The following is a 19040-nucleotide window of genomic DNA, read 5'->3' as shown; positions in this document are numbered from 1 at the left end:
AAAAGCGAAACGGCAACCCAGGTTGCCGTTTTAGTGTGTGCCCTCAAGCCCGCACGGAACTATTTAAGCGTGCAGTCGCCGCATTGCTGAACATCCGGCAGGCGATAGCGCTGACAGCAGGTGCGGCGCACCAGCAGCCCGTCGCGCGGAACCACAGTGCGGTAAAGCGGGTTATCACGTCCATCCGACAGCTGACGAGCGAAGAAAATGGCCTGGCGCAGCGCGTCGACCTTCTCATCACCCAGCAGGGTTTTCATTTCGTTCAGATACCAGTGAATTAAATACCCGGTATTGCTCCAGATAAGTTTGCCGTTGATCTCACCCGTCTCTTCCAGCGCCTCAACCACCGGGATCAGTGCCCGGGTAATCAGCACCTCTATTCTTTGCTGCGCAGAAAGCGAGGTTGTGTGGCTGTCTTCCTGGACGTCGATCCAGAAGCAGGCGGCGCGCCCGGTTTCGTGAAACTCAACGTGGAAATGTTCAGGGGAGAGATCCAGCGCCACATCCTGGGTAAGCAGGGCCAGCATCATCGGCGGCACCATCAGCCCGATATACCATTGCGCCCACAGCGACAGCAGCGGCTTATTCTCGCGCGCCAGCGTCGGTTGATTGCGGTAGATATGATCGGAGTAGGTCGCCAGCAACGACTGCAGTTCAGCAGGGCGTTGCCACTGCGCCAGCGTCAGGGCGTGATGCGGAGGGGGCTCATCCAGCTTGATGACATCCAGCATATGTGCACGCGTCTCGGCAATGGCGTCACGCACCGCATCCGCAAGCCCTGAAGGCCCGGACGGAAGGCGGGTTTGCCAGATAACATTCTCAATGACGTGTGCAGAGCGTATGGCCATAATTGGGCTGGATAAAAATCTAAATGATAATGATTGCCAATCCTAACTATAGATAAAACCGTGCGCAAGATTTTTTACACAATTACGTCCTACGCTGACAAATGAGAAATTATATCATATGATATTGGTTATCATTATCGAAGTGAGAGACGGATCATGTTGAGCAGAGCGTTAGGGAGTGGATGGGGAGTGATACTGCCGGGGGCGATGATTGCCGGGCTGGCCTTTACCGATCTGTCGCTGGCGGTCTGGAAACTGATTATCGTGTCGGGATTGCTGATGTCATCCGCCATGATCTGGCATAAACAACTTCGGCACTTTGTGCTGCTGCCATCATGTGTAGCGCTTATTGCGGGAATGTGGGTTCTGGCGATGAATCTGAACTGAAGGGATAACAAGAGAGAACGTCAGGAGAGATAAGATAATTGGTGCGAGGGGGGGGACTCGAACCCCCACATCCTAAGGACACTAACACCTGAAGCTAGCGCGTCTACCAATTCCGCCACCTTCGCACAGTCATCTTATTTTGTTGATATCGCCTCGTTGGTGCGAGGGGGGGGACTCGAACCCCCACATCCTAAGGACACTAACACCTGAAGCTAGCGCGTCTACCAATTCCGCCACCTTCGCCCAGTGCGAGCAATATCAATCATGGTTGTTGGTGCGAGGGGGGGGACTCGAACCCCCACATCCAAAGGACACTAACACCTGAAGCTAGCGCGTCTACCAATTCCGCCACCTTCGCATACCAACGATACAAAAAAGTATCGCAACCACGGAGGCGCATTCTAGATGTTTTCAGCTGTTCGTCAACTGATAATTGTGCTGGATGTTTTTTTTGTTGCAAAAATGGCCTGATCGGGCAGATCAGGCCGGAGGGAGACGTTATTTCTTCGCCTGACGGGTCATGATCGCGCGGTAGATCTTAAAGCGGCCGGTCTGGGCCAGCACTTCGTGGAAGCCGAAGACTTCATCCAGCACTTTCGGATACGGCAGGAAGGCGTTCGCCACGATACGCAGCTCGCCGCCGCTGTTCAGATGGCGCACTGCGGTGCGGATCAGCGTTTGTGCCGCTTCGAGGCTGGTTTCCATCCCGTCATGGAACGGCGGGTTGGAGATGATCATATCGAAACGGCCGGTCACGTCGGAGAGCACGTTGGAGGCAAATACTTCGCCCTCAATGCCGTTTGCGGCAAGCGTCGCGCGGCTGGCTTCAATGGCAGACGCGCCGACATCGGTGAGGGTTAAACGCACTTTCGGTGAGTGGCTGGCGAGTACGGCCGAGAGCACGCCCGCGCCACAGCCGACATCCAGCACTTTGCCTTTGGTATGCGGCGTGAAGGTGGAGAGCAGCAGCTGGCTGCCGACGTCCAGACCGTCACGGCTGAAGACGCCCGGCAGCGTTTTGATGGTCAGGCCATCCAGCTGGTACTCGCCCCAGTATTTTTCCGCGTCGAAGGTCGGTTTTTTGTCCAGCCGGCCATGGTACAGGCCACAGCGACGGGCGCTGTCAACTTTGTTCAGCGTGGCGTACTCCGCCAGCATCTGCTCGGCGCTGCGCACGCCGCTGCGGTTTTCACCGATTACGAAGATGTCGCAGCCCACCGGCAGCAGGGAGAGCAGGTTCATCAGCTGGAACTGGGCTTCAGGCTTGTTCTTCGGCCAGTAGTAGATCAGCGTATCGCAGTCCGCCACGTCGCTCTGTTCCGCTACCAGGCTATAACGGACGCGCTCGCCCATCTGGCGGCTCAGCACCTGCCAGTGGTGATACTGCTGGGTGTGCGCGCGGCTTTCGGCGCACTCGAAACGGGCAGGCAGGTCATCCTGCATATCTCCGGCAAACAGAATACGGCTTTGTTCGAAATCATCACTGTGGCGCAGCAAGACTTCACTTGCCGGGGTAAATGCAGACATGAATTGTTCCTCAATAAACTCAGGCGGGGATTATAGTAGGTAGATGGCGCAGATTCGACACATTTGCTATATTTGCGCGCCTGACAGACAGGAGTTTTCGCAATGGCATCCCGACGAGACAGGCAATTACAGCAACTGGGCATCACCCAGTGGGCGTTGCGCCGCCCGGCGGCCTTGCAGGGCGAAATCGCCATCTCGCTTCCGGCGCACGTTCGTCTGGTGATGGTGGCGCAGAGCCTGCCCGCGCTGAGCGAGCCGCTGATTGCCGACGTGCTGCGCGCACTTAAGCTGAGTGCCGATCAGGTGCTGCAGCTGACGCCCGAGCGCGTAGCCATGCTGCCCCCTGAGGGACGCTGTAACAGCTGGCAGCTGGGCGTGATGGAAGAGATAACGCTGGAGGGCGGCAACCTGGCCACCCCGGTACTGGACGAACTTAACGCTAACCCGGCGGCACGTCGCGCGCTGTGGCAACAAATCTGCGAACATGAACACAATTTCTTCCCTCACGACGACTGATTTAGCGCAGGCTTTTGACATCGAAAAACGCGCCCACGCCTTTCCGTGGAGTGAAAAAACGTTTGCCAGCAACCAGGGCGAGCGCTACCTCAACTATCGGCTGGATGTCGATAATACCCTGGCGGCTTTCGCCATTACGCAGGTCGTTCTGGATGAGGCGACGCTGTTTAACATCGCCGTGGATCCTGCCTTTCAGCGCCGTGGGCTGGGCAGAGAGCTGCTGGAACATTTAATTCGCGAGCTGGAAGCACGAGACGTTTTCACGCTGTGGCTGGAAGTACGGGCCTCGAACGCCGCCGCCATCGCACTCTATGAAAGCCTGGGCTTCAATGAGGCGACGATCCGCCGTAACTATTACCCCACCGCAGAAGGACGTGAAGACGCCATCATCATGGCTCTGCCGCTTGGATAACTAAAAAGGTTGTAACGATGAACTGGGACTGGATTTTCTTTGATGCTGACGAAACGCTGTTTACCTTCGATGCGTTTGGCGGCTTACAGCGGATGTTTCTCGACTACAGCGTGACCTTTACCGCTGAAGATTTCCAGGATTACCAGATGGTGAACAAACCGCTGTGGGTGGATTACCAGAACGGGGCGATCACCGCGTTACACCTGCAGCATCAACGTTTCCAGGGCTGGTCCGAGCGCCTGAACGTTCCGCCTGGCGATTTGAACCATGCTTTCCTTAACGCGATGGCTGAAATCTGCGCCCCGCTGCCGGGCGCCGCGTCGCTGCTTGCCTCCCTTAAAGGAAAGGCGAAGCTCGGGATCATCACCAACGGCTTTACCGCGCTGCAGCAGATCCGCCTGGAACGCACCGGTTTTCGTGACTATTTTGATTTATTAGTGATCTCCGAACAGGTAGGCGTGGCCAAACCGGCAGCGAAAATCTTTGATTATGCGCTGGCCCAGGCGGGCAATCCTGACCGATCAAAAGTCCTGATGGTGGGCGATACGGCAGAGTCCGATATCCTTGGCGGGATGAATGCCGGGCTGTCTACCTGCTGGCTGAATGCGCACAACCGCCCCCTGTCGGAGGGAATCAAACCGACCTGGACCGTGGCCTCCCTGAGCGAACTGGAGCAACTCCTGTGTAAACATTGATTGCCTGCCCCCCATTGATGGGTAAAATAGCCGCATTTTCGTATTCATGATGCGTGGCCTGCTGCCGCGCTTTTTATAGAAGATTCTATTATGACGTTGTCTCCTTATCTGCAAGAGGTGGCGAAGCGCCGTACTTTTGCCATTATCTCTCACCCGGATGCCGGTAAAACCACCATCACCGAAAAGGTGCTGCTGTTCGGACAGGCGATCCAGACCGCCGGTACGGTAAAAGGCCGTGGCTCCAGCCAGCATGCAAAATCTGACTGGATGGAGATGGAAAAGCAGCGTGGTATCTCAATCACCACCTCCGTGATGCAGTTCCCGTATCACGACTGCCTGGTGAACCTGCTCGATACCCCGGGGCACGAAGACTTCTCCGAAGATACCTACCGTACCCTGACGGCGGTGGACTGCTGTCTGATGGTTATCGATGCCGCAAAAGGCGTTGAAGATCGTACCCGCAAGCTGATGGAAGTGACCCGTCTGCGCGATACGCCGATCCTTACCTTTATGAACAAACTCGACCGCGACATCCGCGATCCGATGGAGGTGATGGACGAAGTGGAGCGCGAGCTGAAGATCGCCTGTGCCCCGATCACCTGGCCAATCGGCTGCGGCAAGCTGTTTAAAGGCGTCTACCACCTCTATAAAGACGAAACCTACCTGTATCAGACCGGTAAAGGTCACACCATCCAGGAAGTACGCGTCGTTAAAGGGCTGGATAACCCGGAGCTGAACGCGGCGGTCGGCGATGAGCTGGCAGAGCAGCTGCGTGACGAGCTGGAGCTGGTAAAAGGCGCATCTCACGAGTTTGACCAGGATCTGTTCCTCGCGGGTGAAATCACCCCGGTCTTCTTCGGTACCGCGCTGGGTAACTTCGGCGTCGACCATATGCTGGACGGTCTGGTGGAGTGGGCGCCGCAGCCGATGCCGCGTAACACCGACACCCGGGAAGTGGTCGCCAGCGAAGAGAAGTTCACCGGCTTCGTGTTTAAGATCCAGGCCAACATGGACCCGAAACACCGTGACCGCGTGGCCTTTATGCGCGTGGTGTCCGGTAAGTACGAAAAGGGCATGAAGCTGCGCCAGGTGCGTACCGGTAAAGACGTGGTGATCTCCGATGCGCTGACCTTTATGGCCGGCGACCGTTCTCACGTAGAAGAGGCGTACCCGGGCGACATCATTGGTCTGCATAACCACGGTACCATCCAGATTGGTGACACCTTCACCCAGGGCGAGATGATGAAGTTCACCGGTATTCCGAACTTCGCGCCGGAACTGTTCCGTCGTATCCGTCTGCGGGATCCGCTGAAGCAGAAACAGCTGCTGAAAGGGCTGGTTCAGCTGTCGGAAGAGGGTGCGGTGCAGGTGTTCCGTCCAATTTCCAATAACGATCTGATTGTCGGCGCCGTTGGGGTGCTGCAGTTCGACGTGGTCGTAGCCCGCCTGAAGAGCGAATACAACGTTGAAGCGATTTACGAATCGGTCAACGTGGCGACGGCGCGCTGGGTTGAGTGTTCTGACGTGAAGAAATTCGAAGAATTTAAGCGCAAGAACGAGATCCAGCTGGCGCTGGATGGCGGTGATAACCTCACCTATATCGCCCCAACCATGGTTAACCTGAACCTGGCACACGATCGTTACCCGGACGTTCAGTTCCGTAAAACCCGCGAGCACTAATCCCTTCTCAGAGCACGGCAGCCGCCGTGCTCTGCTTAAATCCCTGCCTTTTTAATCCCTTGCGGAATGTTCTTAATTCATCATCTTTTGTTACTTGTTGGTCATTTTTTAGCCGATTCTGAAAGCAGCGCGCCGAGAGTGATCTATATTTAACTCAGTGTTTAACACCGGGCGCAGATGAAAGCTCCACTCAATGCGTGTTGATAAGGTTCTCATCTCGCCCGAGTGTTGATTGGTAGTATGAAAGACTACTTACACGTGATGTTTGACGCTCGAATTCGGAGCAAACCACAGGAATACATCGATGAATACTAAAAAACTGACGATTTCGAAAACTCTGCTGGCGGTGATGATGGGTAGCGCTCTGGTATGCGGTTCTGCAATGGCGGAAACCACGACCACGGATAAAGCGCAATCCGCAGCGAACACCGCAGGGGAAAAAATCGATAACTCTATGAATAAAGTCGGTAACTTCATGGACGACAGCTCTATCACAGCAAAAGTAAAAGCTGCACTGGTAGACGCTGATGATATCAAGAGCACCGATATTTCCGTAGAAACCGAGAAAAACGTGGTCACGCTGAGTGGCTTTGTCGAAAGCCAGGCGCAGGCTGAAAAAGCCGTTGCCGTGGCGAAAAAGGTAGAGGGTGTGACCTCCGTCAGCGACAAACTGCACGTGCGTGACGGCAAAGAGCAGTCCGCCAAAGGCTATGCCGGCGATACTGCAACCACCAGCGAAATCAAAGCTAAACTGTTAGCTGATGACATCGTGCCATCACGTAAAGTGAAGGTTGAAACCACCGACGGTGTGGTTCAGCTGAGCGGTACGGTGGATTCCAAGGCACAAAGTGACCGTGCCGAGAGCATCGCAAAAGCCATTGATGGCGTGAAAAGCGTTAAAAACGATCTGAAAGTTAAATAAAACACGACAATCGTCCTTCTGGCTGAGGCCAGAAGGCGAGATAAGAATTACACCTTAGATATCGCCGTGAGCAACCTGAGCGCTCACCATGCGGTCGACATTAACTATGGTTAAGGAGAGTCTTATGTTTCGTTGGGGCATTATTTTTCTGGTTATCGCGTTAATTGCCGCCGCTCTGGGTTTTGGTGGTCTGGCAGGTACAGCGGCGGGCGCGGCGAAAATTGTCTTCGTCGTCGGTATTATCCTGTTCCTGGTTAGCCTGTTTACCGGACGCCGTCGTCCATAGCTCAGGTTATGGGTACGTTGACGAAAAAGGCTCATGCACAGCATGAGCCTTTTTTTATGGCTGACGTTTGCCCGCATCCGATTTGAGTAAAACACCGGGTGTACGCTACTGTGTAGGGACAGAACAAATAAAAAAACAGGAAAGCAGAGGTGGGGCAGCGAATTCCGGTAACGCTCGGCAACATTGCGCCGCTGGCGCTTAAACCTTTTCGACCAGGCCAGATTGCCCTGGTGTGTGAGGGCGGCGGACAGCGAGGGATCTTCACGGCTGGCGTGCTGGACGAATTTATGCGCGCGCAGTTTAATCCATTCGACCTCTATTTCGGCACCTCCGCCGGGGCGCAGAATCTCTCGGCCTACGTCTGCAATCAGCCGGGTTACGCCCGCAAAGTGATCATGCGCTACACCACTTCCCGCAATTTCTTCGATCCGCTGCGCTTTGTGCGCGGCGGGAATCTTATCGATCTCGACTGGCTGCTGGATGCTACCGCCAGTCAAATGCCGCTGGCGATGGACACCGCCTCGCGCCTTTTCGATACCGGAAAAGCTCTCTGGATGTGCGCCTGTCGCGGCGACGATTACTCGGCCAGCTATTTCTCCCCACAAAAAGAGAACTGGCTGGACATCCTTCGCGCCTCCAGCGCCATCCCCGGTTTCTACCGCACCGGCGCGGCGCTGGACGGCATCGCCTATCTGGACGGCGGGGTCAGCGACGCGATCCCGGTGCAGGAGGCGGCCCGACGCGGGGCCCAGACCATCGTGGTGATCCGCACCGTGCCATCGCAAATGTACTATACGCCGCAGTGGTTTAAGCGGATGGAGCGCTGGTTGGGCGACAGCAGCCTGCAACCGATGCTGAACCTGGTTGCACACCATGAGGCCAGCTACCACACTATCCAGCGCTTTATAGAGAAGCCGCCGGGCAAGCTCAGGATCTTTGAAATTTATCCCCCGCGCCCGCTCAACAGCATGGCGCTGGGCAGCCGCATACCCGCCCTGCGGGACGACTACAAAACCGGGCGCCTGTGCGGGCGCTATTTCCTGGCCACGGTGGGCAAGCTGCTGGCCGAACGCCCGCCGCTGCGCCGCCATCAGCAGCTCATCACTCCCGCCCCGGTGGTGGTTCCCCCGGCGAGCGTGGCCAACGACGTGGTCACCACGCCGCTGGTGATTGCGCCTGAGGCCAATGACACCCTGTTTGATAACGAGGATCTGGCGTGACTTACCGCTTTATCGATACCCATTGCCACTTTGATTTTCCTCCTTTTACTGACGATGAACCCGCCAGCATTCAGCGTGCCGCCGACGCGGGGGTAACGGCGATTGTGGTGCCGGCCATTGATGTGGCGAGCATCGATCGCGTTCTGCGTCTCGGTGCGCGCTTCCCTGCGCTCTATATGGCCCTGGGCCTGCACCCGATTGTGATTGAATCTCATCGCGACGAGCATCTTGACCAGCTGGAAGCGATCCTGGCGGCGCGACCGGAGAGGCTGGTGGCGGTGGGGGAGATCGGTCTCGATCTTTATCGGGAGGATCCCCACTTCGAACGTCAGGAGGCGATCCTCGACGCGCAGCTGAAGCTGGCGAAACGCTACGATCTGCCGGTGATCCTCCATTCCCGACGCACCCATGACAAACTGGCGATGCACCTTAAGCGCCAGGATCTGCCGCGCACCGGGGTGGTACACGGCTTTGCCGGCAGCCTGCAGCAGGCGCAGCGCTTCGTGGAGATGGGGTATAAAATTGGCGTTGGCGGCACCATCACCTATCCCCGGGCCAGTAAAACCCGGGATGTGATGGCGCAATTACCGCTTTCCGCCCTGCTGCTTGAAACGGATGCCCCCGACATGCCCCTCAACGGTTTTCAGGGCCAGCCTAACCGCCCTGAGCAGGCGGCGCGGGTGTTTGCCACCTTGTGCGAACTGCGTGACGAGCCCGCGGATGAGATCGCGGAGGCGTTGTTGAACAACACCCGCACGCTGTTCGATCTGCCGTTATAAGTAGAGCGCCGGGCGGATCACCCTGATCCGCTCCCGCTCCAGCACCCTGGCCAGCGGTTCGACATCCTCTGCCGTGGCGCTCCGCCAGTGCCGGGCTTCACCGTAGACGCCGTGCGCATGAAAGGCGTTGATCCGGACGGGCACGTCCCCTAACCGGTGGATAAAAGCGACCAGTTCCCGGCGGTGCGTCAGATAATCGCTGTGCTCCGGGATCGCCAGTAGACGCAGCTCGCTCAGCCGGTTGTGGGCGGCCAGCCAGCGGATGCTGTGCTTGATGACGGTGTTGTCGCGCCCGGTCAGATAGCGGTGATGTTCATTGTCCCAGGCCTTGAGATCCAGCATCGCCCCGTCAAATACCGGGAGCAGTTTTTGCCAGCCGGTTTCGCTTAACAGGCCGTTGCTGTCTACCAGACAGGACAAATGCTGTAGCTGCGGATCGGCTTTCAGGGCAGTAAACAGCGCCACCAGAAACGGCAGCTGGGTGGTGGCCTCCCCGCCGCTGACGGTGATGCCGGAGATAAAGGGCGACACCTTGCGGACCTGCTCCATCACCTCCTCCACGCTTAAACGCAGCGCCATGGGCGTCGCCTGCTGCGGGCAAATCTGCAGGCAGGTGTCGCACTGCTGGCAATGCGCATCATCCCACCAGACCCGACCGGCCTGAATGTTCAGTGCATCATGCGGGCAGTGCGGTACGCAGGCGGCGCAGTCGTTGCATCGTCCTATCGTCCACGGATTGTGGCAGGTTTTGCAGCGCAGGTTACAGCCCTGCAGAAACAGGGCCAGGCGACTGCCGGGCCCGTCGACGCAGGAGAACGGGATAACCTTACTGACTAAAGCGCATCTGTTGTTCATGGCTTATCACGCGCGGCTGGCGCTCCAGGATACGGGTGTTGCGGGCGGCCTCTTCACCCAGCCAGGTGGTGTTGGTGCGTGAACCTTCGGCGCGGTATTTCTCCAGATCGGAGAGACGCACCATATAGCCGGTGACGCGCACCAGATCGTTACCCGAGATATTGGCGCTGAACTCGCGCATCCCGGCGCGGAAGGCGCCCAGGCAGAGCTCCACCACCGCCTGCGGATTGCGCTTGATGGTTTCGTCCAGGGTCAGGATGTCGCTGATCCCGGCGTGATAGTGCCGATGGTGCGGCGCCACCGCCAGCAGATGGCTGATGGGGTCGGGCTCCTCGCCATAGGGGAGGCGCGCCCCCGGCGTGGTGCCGACGTCAGAGCTGATCCCCGACTGGGCATGCAGCATAGCGCGCTGTTTCCAGCCATGTCTGACCGGGGTATTTTCCACAAAGGCCGCCAGCTGCTCGCTGATGCGGTACCCCAGCGCGTTGGCCCGGTCGTCCTTGCCGTAGCGCCCCTTCATCCCGGCTTTTTCGCACAGCACGTTCACCGCCTCGGCCAGGCCATACATGCCAAACATCGGCACGAAACGGTCGGGATCGATCAACCCTTCCTTAACCAGGAAGCTATTCTCAAAGAAGCCGGATTGTTGGTTCAGGACGTCACAGCGGGCATTGATGATGGCGATCTGCTGCTGGCAGTAGTGCGGCAGCCTGCGGGTGAAGAAATCCTCCAGGGTATCGCTCCGATCGGCGATGGCTTTCAGGTTGAGGCGCACCAGAGTGCTGCCTCCGCCCGCCAGCGGCAGAGAGTTGTAACAGCTGACCACGCCAAAGCCATTTTTTGTGAAAATTTTATCATTTATCGGCCCGTTGGCGATATGGGGCTTGCTGCATTCGCAGATGTTGCTGGCTACCTCCAGCAGCAGATCGTCCGGGGTGATCGCCGGGTCATAAATAAAGGTCAGATTGGGGGAAACCTGCTTAAGCTCTGCATCGGTGCGCAAAATGGCGCGCGTCACCGGGCCGTCGGCCGGGCCAATATTGGCATGCACGAAGGCATCCGGCAAGGTGCGGTCGAGATAGCGCCAGAAACGTTTTATTCGAATATCGATTTCTTCTTGTGTTAGAATTCTAACATACGGCTGCAACAGCGAATCGAGATGGCCGAGGAACACCGGCATGCCGGTCACGGACGGAACATGGTGGTAGAGGATGGTTAACAGCGACAGGGCATCGTCCAGATCCTTCGCCCCTTCCAGCTCCAGCCACTCCGAGCCCTGTTTCAGGAACAGCGCATAGTCGGGTAACACATAGCGCGGCTTGTACGGCGCGTGGCCCTCAAACATATCGCAGATAAATCCCGCCTCCAGCGCCTGACGCGCTTCAGGGGGAAGCGTCGGATAAGGCAGGTTGTTTTCCGCCTCCAGCGCCAGAAAGTGGCGTTTTTGTTCGGGGCTTAACACCGGGCTTGTCACAATTTTCTGGCAACGTTGTTGCAGGGCATCGGGGCTGGATGGGGACATGGTCGCTTCCTTATTCTTCTGCAGTGATGGGGAAGGATTGTAGAAAGAGTCCCGTCGGCCGCCTTTGATCCTGCGCGTGTGCCTGACGCTTTAATCAGCAGTTGTAGCGAAATTATTTGAAGTTGATCTCATTATGGTTATGCAAATTTGTACGCATATTTCATTAACTGTGATGAATGTCGAAGTGAGAATGCGGGTGGATGTTAGAATACTCACAGACCCGCAAGGTAAAATTTTACGGCTTTACGCCGGGAGAATGTTATGACCGATTTAACCGCAAGCAGCCTGCGCGCCCTGAAACTGATGGATCTGACCACCCTGAATGACGACGACACCAACGAGAAAGTGATCGCCCTGTGTCATCAGGCGAAAACCGCAGTGGGTAACACCGCCGCTGTCTGTATCTATCCGCGCTTCATTCCGATCGCGCGTAAGACCCTGAAAGAGCAGGGGACGCCGGACGTGCGCATCGCGACCGTCACTAACTTCCCGCACGGTAACGACGATATCGAGATCGCGCTGGCAGAGACCCGCGCCGCTATCGCTTACGGTGCTGACGAAGTGGACGTGGTCTTCCCGTACCGCGCGCTGATCGCGGGCAACGAGCAGGTAGGCTTCGATCTGGTGAAAGCCTGTAAAGAGGCTTGCGCTGCGGCAAACGTGCTGCTGAAAGTGATCATCGAAACCGGCGAGCTGAAAGAAGAAGCGCTGATTCGTAAAGCGTCTGAAATCTCCATCAAAGCGGGTGCTGATTTTATCAAAACCTCTACCGGTAAAGTGCCGGTCAACGCCACCCCGGAAAGCGCACGCATCATGATGGAAGTGATCCGCGATATGGGCGTGGAAAAAACCGTAGGTTTCAAACCGGCGGGCGGCGTGCGTACCGCTGAAGATGCGCAGCAGTTCCTGGCGATTGCCGACGAGCTGTTCGGTGCCGACTGGGCTGACTCCCGTCACTACCGCTTTGGTGCCTCCAGCCTGCTGGCCAGCCTGCTGAAAGCGCTGGGTCACGGCGACGGTAAGAGCGCAAGCAGCTACTAAGATTTGAATTGCCGGGTGGCGCGATGCCTACCCGGCCTACTTTCGGGAGGTTACCGTGTTTCTCGCACAAGAAATTATTCGTAAAAAACGTGATGGTCATGCTTTAAGCGACGAAGAGATCCGTTTCTTTATCAACGGCATTCGCGACAATACCATCTCTGAAGGGCAGATTGCGGCCCTGGCGATGACCATTTTCTTCCACGATATGGCGATGCCGGAGCGCGTGTCGCTGACCATGGCGATGCGGGATTCAGGAACCGTTCTGGACTGGAAGAGCCTTAACCTCAATGGCCCAATCGTGGATAAACACTCCACCGGCGGCGTGGGGGATGTCACCTCGCTGATGCTGGGGCCAATGGTCGCTGCCTGCGGCGGCTATATTCCGATGATCTCCGGGCGCGGCCTTGGCCATACCGGCGGCACGCTCGACAAACTGGAAGCCATTCCGGGCTTCGATATCTTCCCGGATGACAATCGCTTCCGCGAAATTATTAAGGACGTTGGTGTGGCAATTATCGGCCAGACCAGCTCCCTCGCCCCGGCGGATAAGCGTTTTTACGCCACGCGTGACATTACCGCGACCGTCGACTCCATCCCGCTGATCACCGCCTCTATCCTCGCCAAGAAGCTGGCTGAAGGGCTGGATGCGCTGGTAATGGACGTGAAAGTGGGCAGCGGCGCCTTTATGCCGACCTATGAACTCTCTGCCGCACTGGCCGAAGCGATCGTTGGCGTCTCCAACGGTGCAGGCGTGCGCACCACCGCGCTGCTCACCGACATGAACCAGGTTCTGGCCTCCAGCGCCGGTAACGCCGTCGAAGTGCGCGAAGCGGTGCAGTTCCTGACCGGCGAATACCGTAACCCGCGTCTGTTCGACGTGACCATGGCGCTGTGCGTCGAGATGCTGATCTCAGGCAACCTGGCGAAAGATGACGCCGAGGCCCGCGCCAAACTGCAGGCGGTGCTGGATAACGGCAAAGCGGCCGATATCTTTGGCCGGATGGTCGCCGCGCAGAAAGGCCCAACCGACTTCGTGGAAAACTACGCCAAATACCTGCCGACCGCGATGCTCAGCAAAGCGGTGTACGCGGACACCGAAGGCTTTGTCTCGGCGATGGACACCCGCGCGCTGGGTATGGCGGTCGTTTCGATGGGCGGCGGTCGTCGTCAGGCCTCCGACACCATTGATTACAGCGTCGGCTTCACCGAGATGGCCCGTCTGGGCGACAGCGTTGACGGTCAACGTCCGCTGGCGATGATCCACGCGAAAGATGAAAACAGCTGGCAGGATGCGGCGAAAGCCGTGAAAGCGGCCATCACCCTGGCAGATAAAGCGCCAGAAAGCACACCGACCGTCTATCGTCGCATTACCGAATAGCGGTATACTGATCTGATCGCTTTTTTATGAAGCACTGAGTACGGAGAACATATGAAACGTGCATTTATTATGGTGCTGGACTCATTCGGCATCGGCGCTACAGAAGACGCAGATCGCTTTGGTGACACGGGTGCAGACACCATGGGTCACATCGCAGAAGCCTGTGCAAAAGGCGAAGCGAATAACGGCCGTCAAGGCCCGCTGAATCTGCCAAACCTGACCCGTCTGGGCCTGGTGAAAGCCCACGAAGGCTCCACCGGCAAGGTTGCCGCGGGTATGGATGGCAACGCGGAAGTGGTGGGCGCATACGCCTGGGCGCACGAGCTCTCTTCCGGGAAAGACACCCCGTCAGGGCACTGGGAAATCGCCGGTGTACCGGTTCTGTTCGACTGGGGCTATTTCTCTGACCACGAAAACAGCTTCCCGCAGGAGCTGCTGGATAAGCTGGTTGAGCGTGGCAACCTGCCAGGCTACCTCGGCAACTGTCACTCTTCCGGTACCGTGATCCTGGACCAGCTCGGCGAAGAGCATATGAAAACCGGCAAACCGATCTTCTACACCTCGGCGGACTCGGTATTCCAGATTGCCTGTCACGAAGAGACCTTTGGCCTGGATCGCCTGTACGAGCTGTGCGAAATCGCCCGTGAAGAGCTGACCGAAGGCGGCTACAACATTGGTCGCGTCATCGCGCGTCCGTTTGTGGGCGACAAAGCGGGTAACTTCCAGCGTACCGGCAACCGTCACGACCTGGCCGTTGAGCCACCCGCACCGACCGTGCTGCAGAAACTGGTTGATGAGAAAGAGGGGCAGGTGGTTTCCGTGGGTAAAATCGCGGATATCTACGCCAACTGCGGTATCACCAAAAAAGTGAAAGCCACCGGTCTGGATGCGCTGTTCGACGCTACCGTGAAAGAGATGAAGGAAGCGGGCGACAAGACTATCGTCTTCACCAACTTCGTGGACTTCGACTCCTCCTGGGGTCACCGTCGCGACGTTGCAGGCTATGCTGCGGGTCTGGAGCTGTTCGACCGCCGTCTGCCGGAGCTGATGGAGCTGGTAGGGGAAGATGACATTCTGATCCTGACCGCGGACCACGGCTGCGACCCGACCTGGACCGGTACCGACCACACCCGTGAGCATATTCCGGTGCTGGTGTACGGTCCGAAAGTCAAACCAGGCTCGCTGGGCCACCGTGAAACCTTCGCGGACATCGGCCAGACCATCGCGAAATACTTTGGTACGTCCGACATGGAATATGGCAAGGCCATGTTCTGATGTCATTGCCGGGTGGCGGCTGCGCCTTACCCGGCCTACAAAACCGTAGGCCCGGTAAGCGAAGCGCCACCGGGCAAAAAAATTCAAATTAAAAGGAACTGAAGATGGCAACTCCTCACATTAATGCAGAGATGGGTGATTTCGCTGACGTCGTATTGATGCCTGGCGACCCGCTGCGCGCGAAGCACATTGCAGAAACCTTCCTCGAAGACGTGCGTGAAGTGAACAACGTGCGCGGCATGCTGGGCTTCACCGGGACTTACAAAGGCCGCAAAATCTCCGTAATGGGCCACGGTATGGGTATCCCATCCTGCTCCATCTACACCAAAGAGCTGATCACCGATTTCGGCGTGAAGAAAATCATCCGCGTGGGCTCCTGTGGCGCCGTGCGTATGGACGTTAAGCTGCGTGACATCGTTATCGGCATGGGTGCCTGCACCGATTCCAAAGTTAACCGCATGCGTTTCAAAGATCATGACTTTGCGGCGATTGCAGACTTCGGCATGGTGCGTGACGCGGTTGACGCTGCCAAAGCGCTGGGCGTTGAAGCACGCGTGGGTAACATCTTCTCTGCGGACCTGTTCTACGCGCCGGACGGCGGCGAGATGTTCGACGTGATGGAGAAATACGGCATCCTGGGCGTGGAAATGGAAGCGGCAGGCATCTACGGTGTGGCGGCTGAGTTCGGTGCGAAAGCCCTGACCATCTGCACCGTGTCTGACCATATCCGTACTCACGAGCAGACCACTGCCGCTGAGCGTCAGACCACCTTCAACGACATGATCAAAATCGCGCTGGAATCCGTTCTGCTGGGCGATAAAGAGTAAGAGCTGTTGTGCCGGGTGGCGGCTTCGCCTTACCCGGCCTACGGTTTACAGGCCCGCGTCAGCGGGCTTTTTTATTATCGCACCGCCCGCGCAATCCAGGCCGACAGCTCCCGCAACTCCATCTCCTGCTCCGGGAAATCGCCGATCAACGCATCGCACGCCTGCTGCAGCATATCCGCCCGGTACAGACAGCCCTGCAGACGGGCCGCAAGGGCTTCTAACGGGGCCGGGTTCAGGCTGTCGGTAAACACCTGCGTGCGGGTGATATGGCCCTTCTCGACGTCGAAGTGCAGTTCCACGCCGCCCCAGGTGAAACGCTCATCCAGCAGGTGCGAGAAGGCGGGGGCCTGGCCGAAGTTCCATTCCCAGCTGCTCTGGCGGGCAAAGGTCTCAGCGAAGTTTGGCAGATCCGGCGTCTTGTCCGGGGAGATCACTTCCGCTTCCACGCGTTCGCCATAGTGGGCGAAAAATGCCTCGCGGATCGCGTCGCAGATCTGGTCGTGGGTCACGCCCGGCAGCAGATCCACCAGATTCGCCACCCGGCCGCGCACGGAAGTGATACCTTTGGCCTGCAGCTTTTTCTGGTCGGGATTGAGGTAGTTTGCCAGGCGGCTGAGATCGGCATTCAGCAGCAGGGTGCCGTGGTGGAAACCGCGGTCCATGGTTTCGCGATAGGCCGATCCGGAGACCTTCCGGTCACCTTCTGGGGTTTTCACCACCAGGTCATTGCGCCCGGACGCTTCCGCCGTCGCCCTCAGCGCCTGTAGTGCGCTAAGCACGATGTTGGTGGAGATGGTTTTGTCGTACTCCGGCTTCCCCGCCATAAAGGTAAAGCAGGTATTGCCGAGGTCGTGGAACACCGCGCCGCCGCCGCTGCTGCGACGCGCCAGGCGCACGTTGTCCTCTTCCATGCGTCGCGTGTTGCACTCTTTCCACGGGTTTTGCGCCCGGCCAATGACCACCGTATCGGCGTTGCGCCACAGGAACAGCACCCGCTGCGTGGCGGGCATCTGGCGAAAGATGCACTCTTCCACCGCAAGGTTAAACCAGGGATCGTAAGAGTCAGAGATAAGCAGGCGTAACGTCGTCATGGCAAAGTTCCTTTTCTGAATCGTCTGGCTACTTTAACACTATTCCTTCTTGTCGCTCTCTTCCTCTTCGGGCACCGACTTGCTGGCGGTAAGCAGGAACGGCGACTGCTGCCAGCGGGTGCGTTTGCCCTGCAATAGCGTGCGGGTCAGCACCACGCCAATCGCCAGCGACAGCAGCAGCATCAGGCGCAGGATGTTGGTGGTGTTATCCACCTGTTTTGCCTCGGTGGCCAGGGTATGGGTGTCGAGGGTCAGACGCAGGTAGCCGAGCGGGCCGTTTTTGCCCTGAATCGGCTCCACCAGCTGCTGATTAAAGTAGCCGCCGGCTTTTTTACCGTCCAGCGCCAGCCTGTCGCGCACCTCGACATGCTCGCCTGCCCGGGCGATCAGCTCGCCTTCATTGTCATAGACGCTGGCATCGAGAATGCGGCTCTCGTCGGTCAGCAACCGCAGCACCTGCGCAATGCGCTTTTCATCCGGCGTTTCGGTACGCATCAACGGGGCGATGTTGAGCGACACCTGGCGCGCCAGGGTATGCGCCAGCTCTTCAAGCTGCGGGTTACGCTGGCGTTGGTGATTCTGGCTGAACCAGGATGCGCCCTGCATCAGCGCCACTAACAGGGCCAGACAGGAGAGGACAATCACGGCACGATGAAGCCGGAATTTCAGTTTTGCACGAGCCATATTCCACCTGCTGAAAATTTTCGGGGTTAATGTTGCCAGAAGTGATGGTTACAAGGTAGCCTCATGCGTTATTTTCCCCCCCTGGATGATTCCCGGCGCGAACGATTTTACAGGAGCTTTAATGCCAAACATTACCTGGTGCGACCTGCCCAACGATGTCTCTTTATGGCCAGGATTGCCGCTCTCATTAAGTGGTGATGAGGTAATGCCACTGGATTACCATGCGGGCCGTAGCGGCTGGCTGCTGTATGGACGCGGCCTGGATAAACAGCAGTTAACCCAGTATCAGAGCAAGCTGGGGGCAGCGATGGTGATCGTCGCCGCCTGGTGCGTGGAAGATTACCAGGTCATTCGTCTGGCCGGTTCCCTGACCCAGCGCGCCACCCGTCTGGCGCACGATGCCGGGCTGGACATCGCCCCGCTCGGTAAAATCCCGCATCTGAAAACCCCGGGACTGCTGGTGATGGACATGGATTCCACCGCCATTCAGATCGAATGCATCGACGAGATCGCCAAACTGGCCGGTACCGGCGAGATGGTGGCCGAAGTGACCGAGCGCGCCATGCGCGGCGAGCTGGACTTCACCGCCAGCCTGAAACAGCGCGTCGCAACCCTGAAAGATGCCGACGCCAATATTCTTATGCAGGTGCGCGAAAAGCTGCCCCTGATGCCCGGTCTGGTGCAGCTGGTGCTGAAGCTGGAAACCCTGGGCTGGAAAGTGGCCATCGCCTCCGGCGGGTTTACCTTCTTTGCCGAGTATCTGCGCGACAAGCTGCGTCTGGATGCCGTGGTCGCCAACGAACTGGAGATCAGGGACGGGAAGCTGACCGGGAACGTGATCGGCCAGATTGTCGATGCTCAGTTCAAGGCCAGCACCCTGACGCGTCTGGCGGAAAAATATGATATCCCGGTTGCCCAGACCGTGGCGATTGGCGACGGCGCGAACGATCTGCCTATGATCAAAGTGGCCGGGCTTGGCATTGCTTACCATGCCAAACCGACCGTGAACGAAAAGACGGAAGTCATTATCCGTCATGCTGACCTGATGGGGGTGTTCTGCATTCTCTCCGGCAGCGTGAATCAGAAATAAAGAGG

The 19040-nt window shown here is 57.7% G+C and carries 20 protein-coding genes and 3 tRNA genes; 14 read left to right on the top strand and 9 right to left on the bottom strand.

Translation table 11 applies throughout. The features are described 5' to 3' along the window. Nucleotides 1–59: 59 nt before the first annotated feature. Entirely contained in the window at nucleotides 60–848 is a 789-nt protein-coding gene (gene fhuF / locus LRS40_RS03795) for a siderophore-iron reductase FhuF (protein WP_231313116.1), read from the bottom strand. Between the two features lie 156 nt (nucleotides 849–1004). Here fhuF and LRS40_RS03790 point away from each other — a divergent pair, with 156 nt between their 5' ends. Then, a complete protein-coding gene (locus LRS40_RS03790) occupies nucleotides 1005–1235 on the top strand; it encodes a DUF1435 domain-containing protein (protein ID WP_156262866.1) in 231 nt (76 codons plus the stop codon). A 39-nt stretch (nucleotides 1236–1274) separates the two neighbouring features. Here the strand turns inward: LRS40_RS03790 and LRS40_RS03785 are convergent. From LRS40_RS03785 to rsmC, 4 genes are all read right to left on the bottom strand, one after another. Then, nucleotides 1275–1360, bottom strand: a tRNA-Leu gene (locus LRS40_RS03785). Nucleotides 1361–1392: 32 nt separating this feature from the next. Further along, a tRNA-Leu gene (locus tag LRS40_RS03780) sits at nucleotides 1393–1478 on the bottom strand. Between the two features lie 29 nt (nucleotides 1479–1507). Beyond that, nucleotides 1508–1593 (bottom strand) — tRNA-Leu (locus LRS40_RS03775). A 140-nt stretch (nucleotides 1594–1733) separates the two neighbouring features. Next, a complete protein-coding gene (gene rsmC / locus LRS40_RS03770) occupies nucleotides 1734–2762 on the bottom strand; it encodes a 16S rRNA (guanine(1207)-N(2))-methyltransferase RsmC (protein WP_142488143.1) in 1029 nt (342 codons plus the stop codon). A 102-nt stretch (nucleotides 2763–2864) separates the two neighbouring features. On the opposite strand from rsmC, the gene LRS40_RS03765 reads away from it, so the two are divergent. From LRS40_RS03765 to LRS40_RS03730, 8 genes are all read left to right on the top strand, one after another. Continuing rightward, nucleotides 2865–3278, top strand: a complete 414-nt coding sequence (locus LRS40_RS03765; RefSeq protein WP_142488144.1) for a DNA polymerase III subunit psi — start codon at nucleotides 2865–2867, stop codon at nucleotides 3276–3278. After that, nucleotides 3247–3690 (top strand): ribosomal protein S18-alanine N-acetyltransferase, encoded by a 444-nt coding sequence (rimI, locus tag LRS40_RS03760; protein WP_156262867.1) that lies wholly within the window; start codon nucleotides 3247–3249, stop codon nucleotides 3688–3690. The genes LRS40_RS03765 and rimI overlap by 32 nt, the downstream gene beginning before the upstream one ends. Before the next feature lie 17 nt (nucleotides 3691–3707). Beyond that, nucleotides 3708–4385, top strand: coding sequence for a pyrimidine 5'-nucleotidase (gene yjjG / locus LRS40_RS03755; protein ID WP_231313115.1), 678 nt, complete (start codon nucleotides 3708–3710; stop codon nucleotides 4383–4385). A gap of 90 nt (nucleotides 4386–4475) precedes the next feature. Then, nucleotides 4476–6065, top strand: a complete 1590-nt coding sequence (gene prfC, locus LRS40_RS03750; RefSeq protein WP_142488147.1) for a peptide chain release factor 3 — start codon at nucleotides 4476–4478, stop codon at nucleotides 6063–6065. Between the two features lie 304 nt (nucleotides 6066–6369). Next, nucleotides 6370–6987, top strand: coding sequence for a molecular chaperone OsmY (gene osmY, locus LRS40_RS03745; protein ID WP_142488148.1), 618 nt, complete (start codon nucleotides 6370–6372; stop codon nucleotides 6985–6987). 124 nt (nucleotides 6988–7111) lie between these two features. Beyond that, nucleotides 7112–7273, top strand: coding sequence for a DUF1328 domain-containing protein (locus LRS40_RS03740; protein WP_002887716.1), 162 nt, complete (start codon nucleotides 7112–7114; stop codon nucleotides 7271–7273). Nucleotides 7274–7422: 149 nt separating this feature from the next. Continuing rightward, entirely contained in the window at nucleotides 7423–8493 is a 1071-nt protein-coding gene (locus LRS40_RS03735; RefSeq protein WP_231313114.1) for a patatin family protein, read from the top strand. Then, nucleotides 8490–9272 carry a metal-dependent hydrolase gene (locus LRS40_RS03730; protein WP_142488150.1) on the top strand — a complete coding sequence of 261 codons (783 nt, stop codon included), beginning with the start codon at nucleotides 8490–8492 and terminating at the stop codon, nucleotides 9270–9272. Before LRS40_RS03735 ends, LRS40_RS03730 begins: the two co-directional genes overlap by 4 nt. On the opposite strand, the gene LRS40_RS03725 is transcribed toward LRS40_RS03730, so the two are convergent. Both LRS40_RS03725 and LRS40_RS03720 read right to left on the bottom strand, forming a co-directional pair. Beyond that, on the bottom strand, nucleotides 9267–10127 hold the full coding sequence (locus LRS40_RS03725; protein WP_231313113.1) for a YjjW family glycine radical enzyme activase: 861 nt from the start codon (nucleotides 10125–10127) through the stop codon (nucleotides 9267–9269). The genes LRS40_RS03730 and LRS40_RS03725 overlap by 6 nt on opposite strands. Then, nucleotides 10099–11649, bottom strand: a complete 1551-nt coding sequence (locus LRS40_RS03720) for a YjjI family glycine radical enzyme (protein ID WP_231313112.1) — start codon at nucleotides 11647–11649, stop codon at nucleotides 10099–10101. The genes LRS40_RS03725 and LRS40_RS03720 overlap by 29 nt, the downstream gene beginning before the upstream one ends. Nucleotides 11650–11910: 261 nt before the next feature. On the opposite strand from LRS40_RS03720, the gene deoC reads away from it, so the two are divergent. The 4 genes from deoC (at nucleotide 11911) to deoD (ending at nucleotide 16170) form a co-directional block, all read left to right on the top strand. Next, nucleotides 11911–12690 carry a deoxyribose-phosphate aldolase gene (gene deoC / locus LRS40_RS03715; RefSeq protein WP_197090557.1) on the top strand — a complete coding sequence of 260 codons (780 nt, stop codon included), beginning with the start codon at nucleotides 11911–11913 and terminating at the stop codon, nucleotides 12688–12690. Between the two features lie 55 nt (nucleotides 12691–12745). Next, nucleotides 12746–14068, top strand: a complete 1323-nt coding sequence (gene deoA, locus LRS40_RS03710) for a thymidine phosphorylase (protein WP_231313111.1) — start codon at nucleotides 12746–12748, stop codon at nucleotides 14066–14068. A gap of 51 nt (nucleotides 14069–14119) precedes the next feature. Next, the gene (gene deoB / locus LRS40_RS03705) at nucleotides 14120–15343 is read left to right on the top strand and encodes a phosphopentomutase (RefSeq protein WP_142488155.1); all 1224 of its coding nucleotides are present in this window, start codon (nucleotides 14120–14122) and stop codon (nucleotides 15341–15343) included. A gap of 104 nt (nucleotides 15344–15447) precedes the next feature. Next, nucleotides 15448–16170: a purine-nucleoside phosphorylase gene (gene deoD, locus LRS40_RS03700; protein ID WP_010427122.1), complete on the top strand. Its 723-nt coding sequence runs from the start codon at nucleotides 15448–15450 to the stop codon at nucleotides 16168–16170. A 74-nt stretch (nucleotides 16171–16244) separates the two neighbouring features. On the opposite strand, the gene lplA is transcribed toward deoD, so the two are convergent. After that, nucleotides 16245–17261, bottom strand: a complete 1017-nt coding sequence (gene lplA / locus LRS40_RS03695; protein WP_231313110.1) for a lipoate--protein ligase LplA — start codon at nucleotides 17259–17261, stop codon at nucleotides 16245–16247. A gap of 39 nt (nucleotides 17262–17300) precedes the next feature. Further along, nucleotides 17301–17945 carry a YtjB family periplasmic protein gene (locus LRS40_RS03690; protein WP_142488157.1) on the bottom strand — a complete coding sequence of 215 codons (645 nt, stop codon included), beginning with the start codon at nucleotides 17943–17945 and terminating at the stop codon, nucleotides 17301–17303. Nucleotides 17946–18066: 121 nt separating this feature from the next. Here LRS40_RS03690 and serB point away from each other — a divergent pair, with 121 nt between their 5' ends. Beyond that, a complete protein-coding gene (serB, locus tag LRS40_RS03685; RefSeq protein WP_231313109.1) occupies nucleotides 18067–19035 on the top strand; it encodes a phosphoserine phosphatase in 969 nt (322 codons plus the stop codon). The last annotated feature ends 5 nt before the right edge of the window (nucleotides 19036–19040 follow it).

Origin of the sequence: Leclercia sp. G3L (assembly GCF_021117075.1) — a bacterium.
Taxonomy (GTDB): domain Bacteria; phylum Pseudomonadota; class Gammaproteobacteria; order Enterobacterales; family Enterobacteriaceae; genus Enterobacter; species Enterobacter adecarboxylatus_C.
The sequence above is the reverse complement of the archived record's forward strand: the minus strand, read 5'-3'. Positions and strand labels throughout refer to the sequence as shown.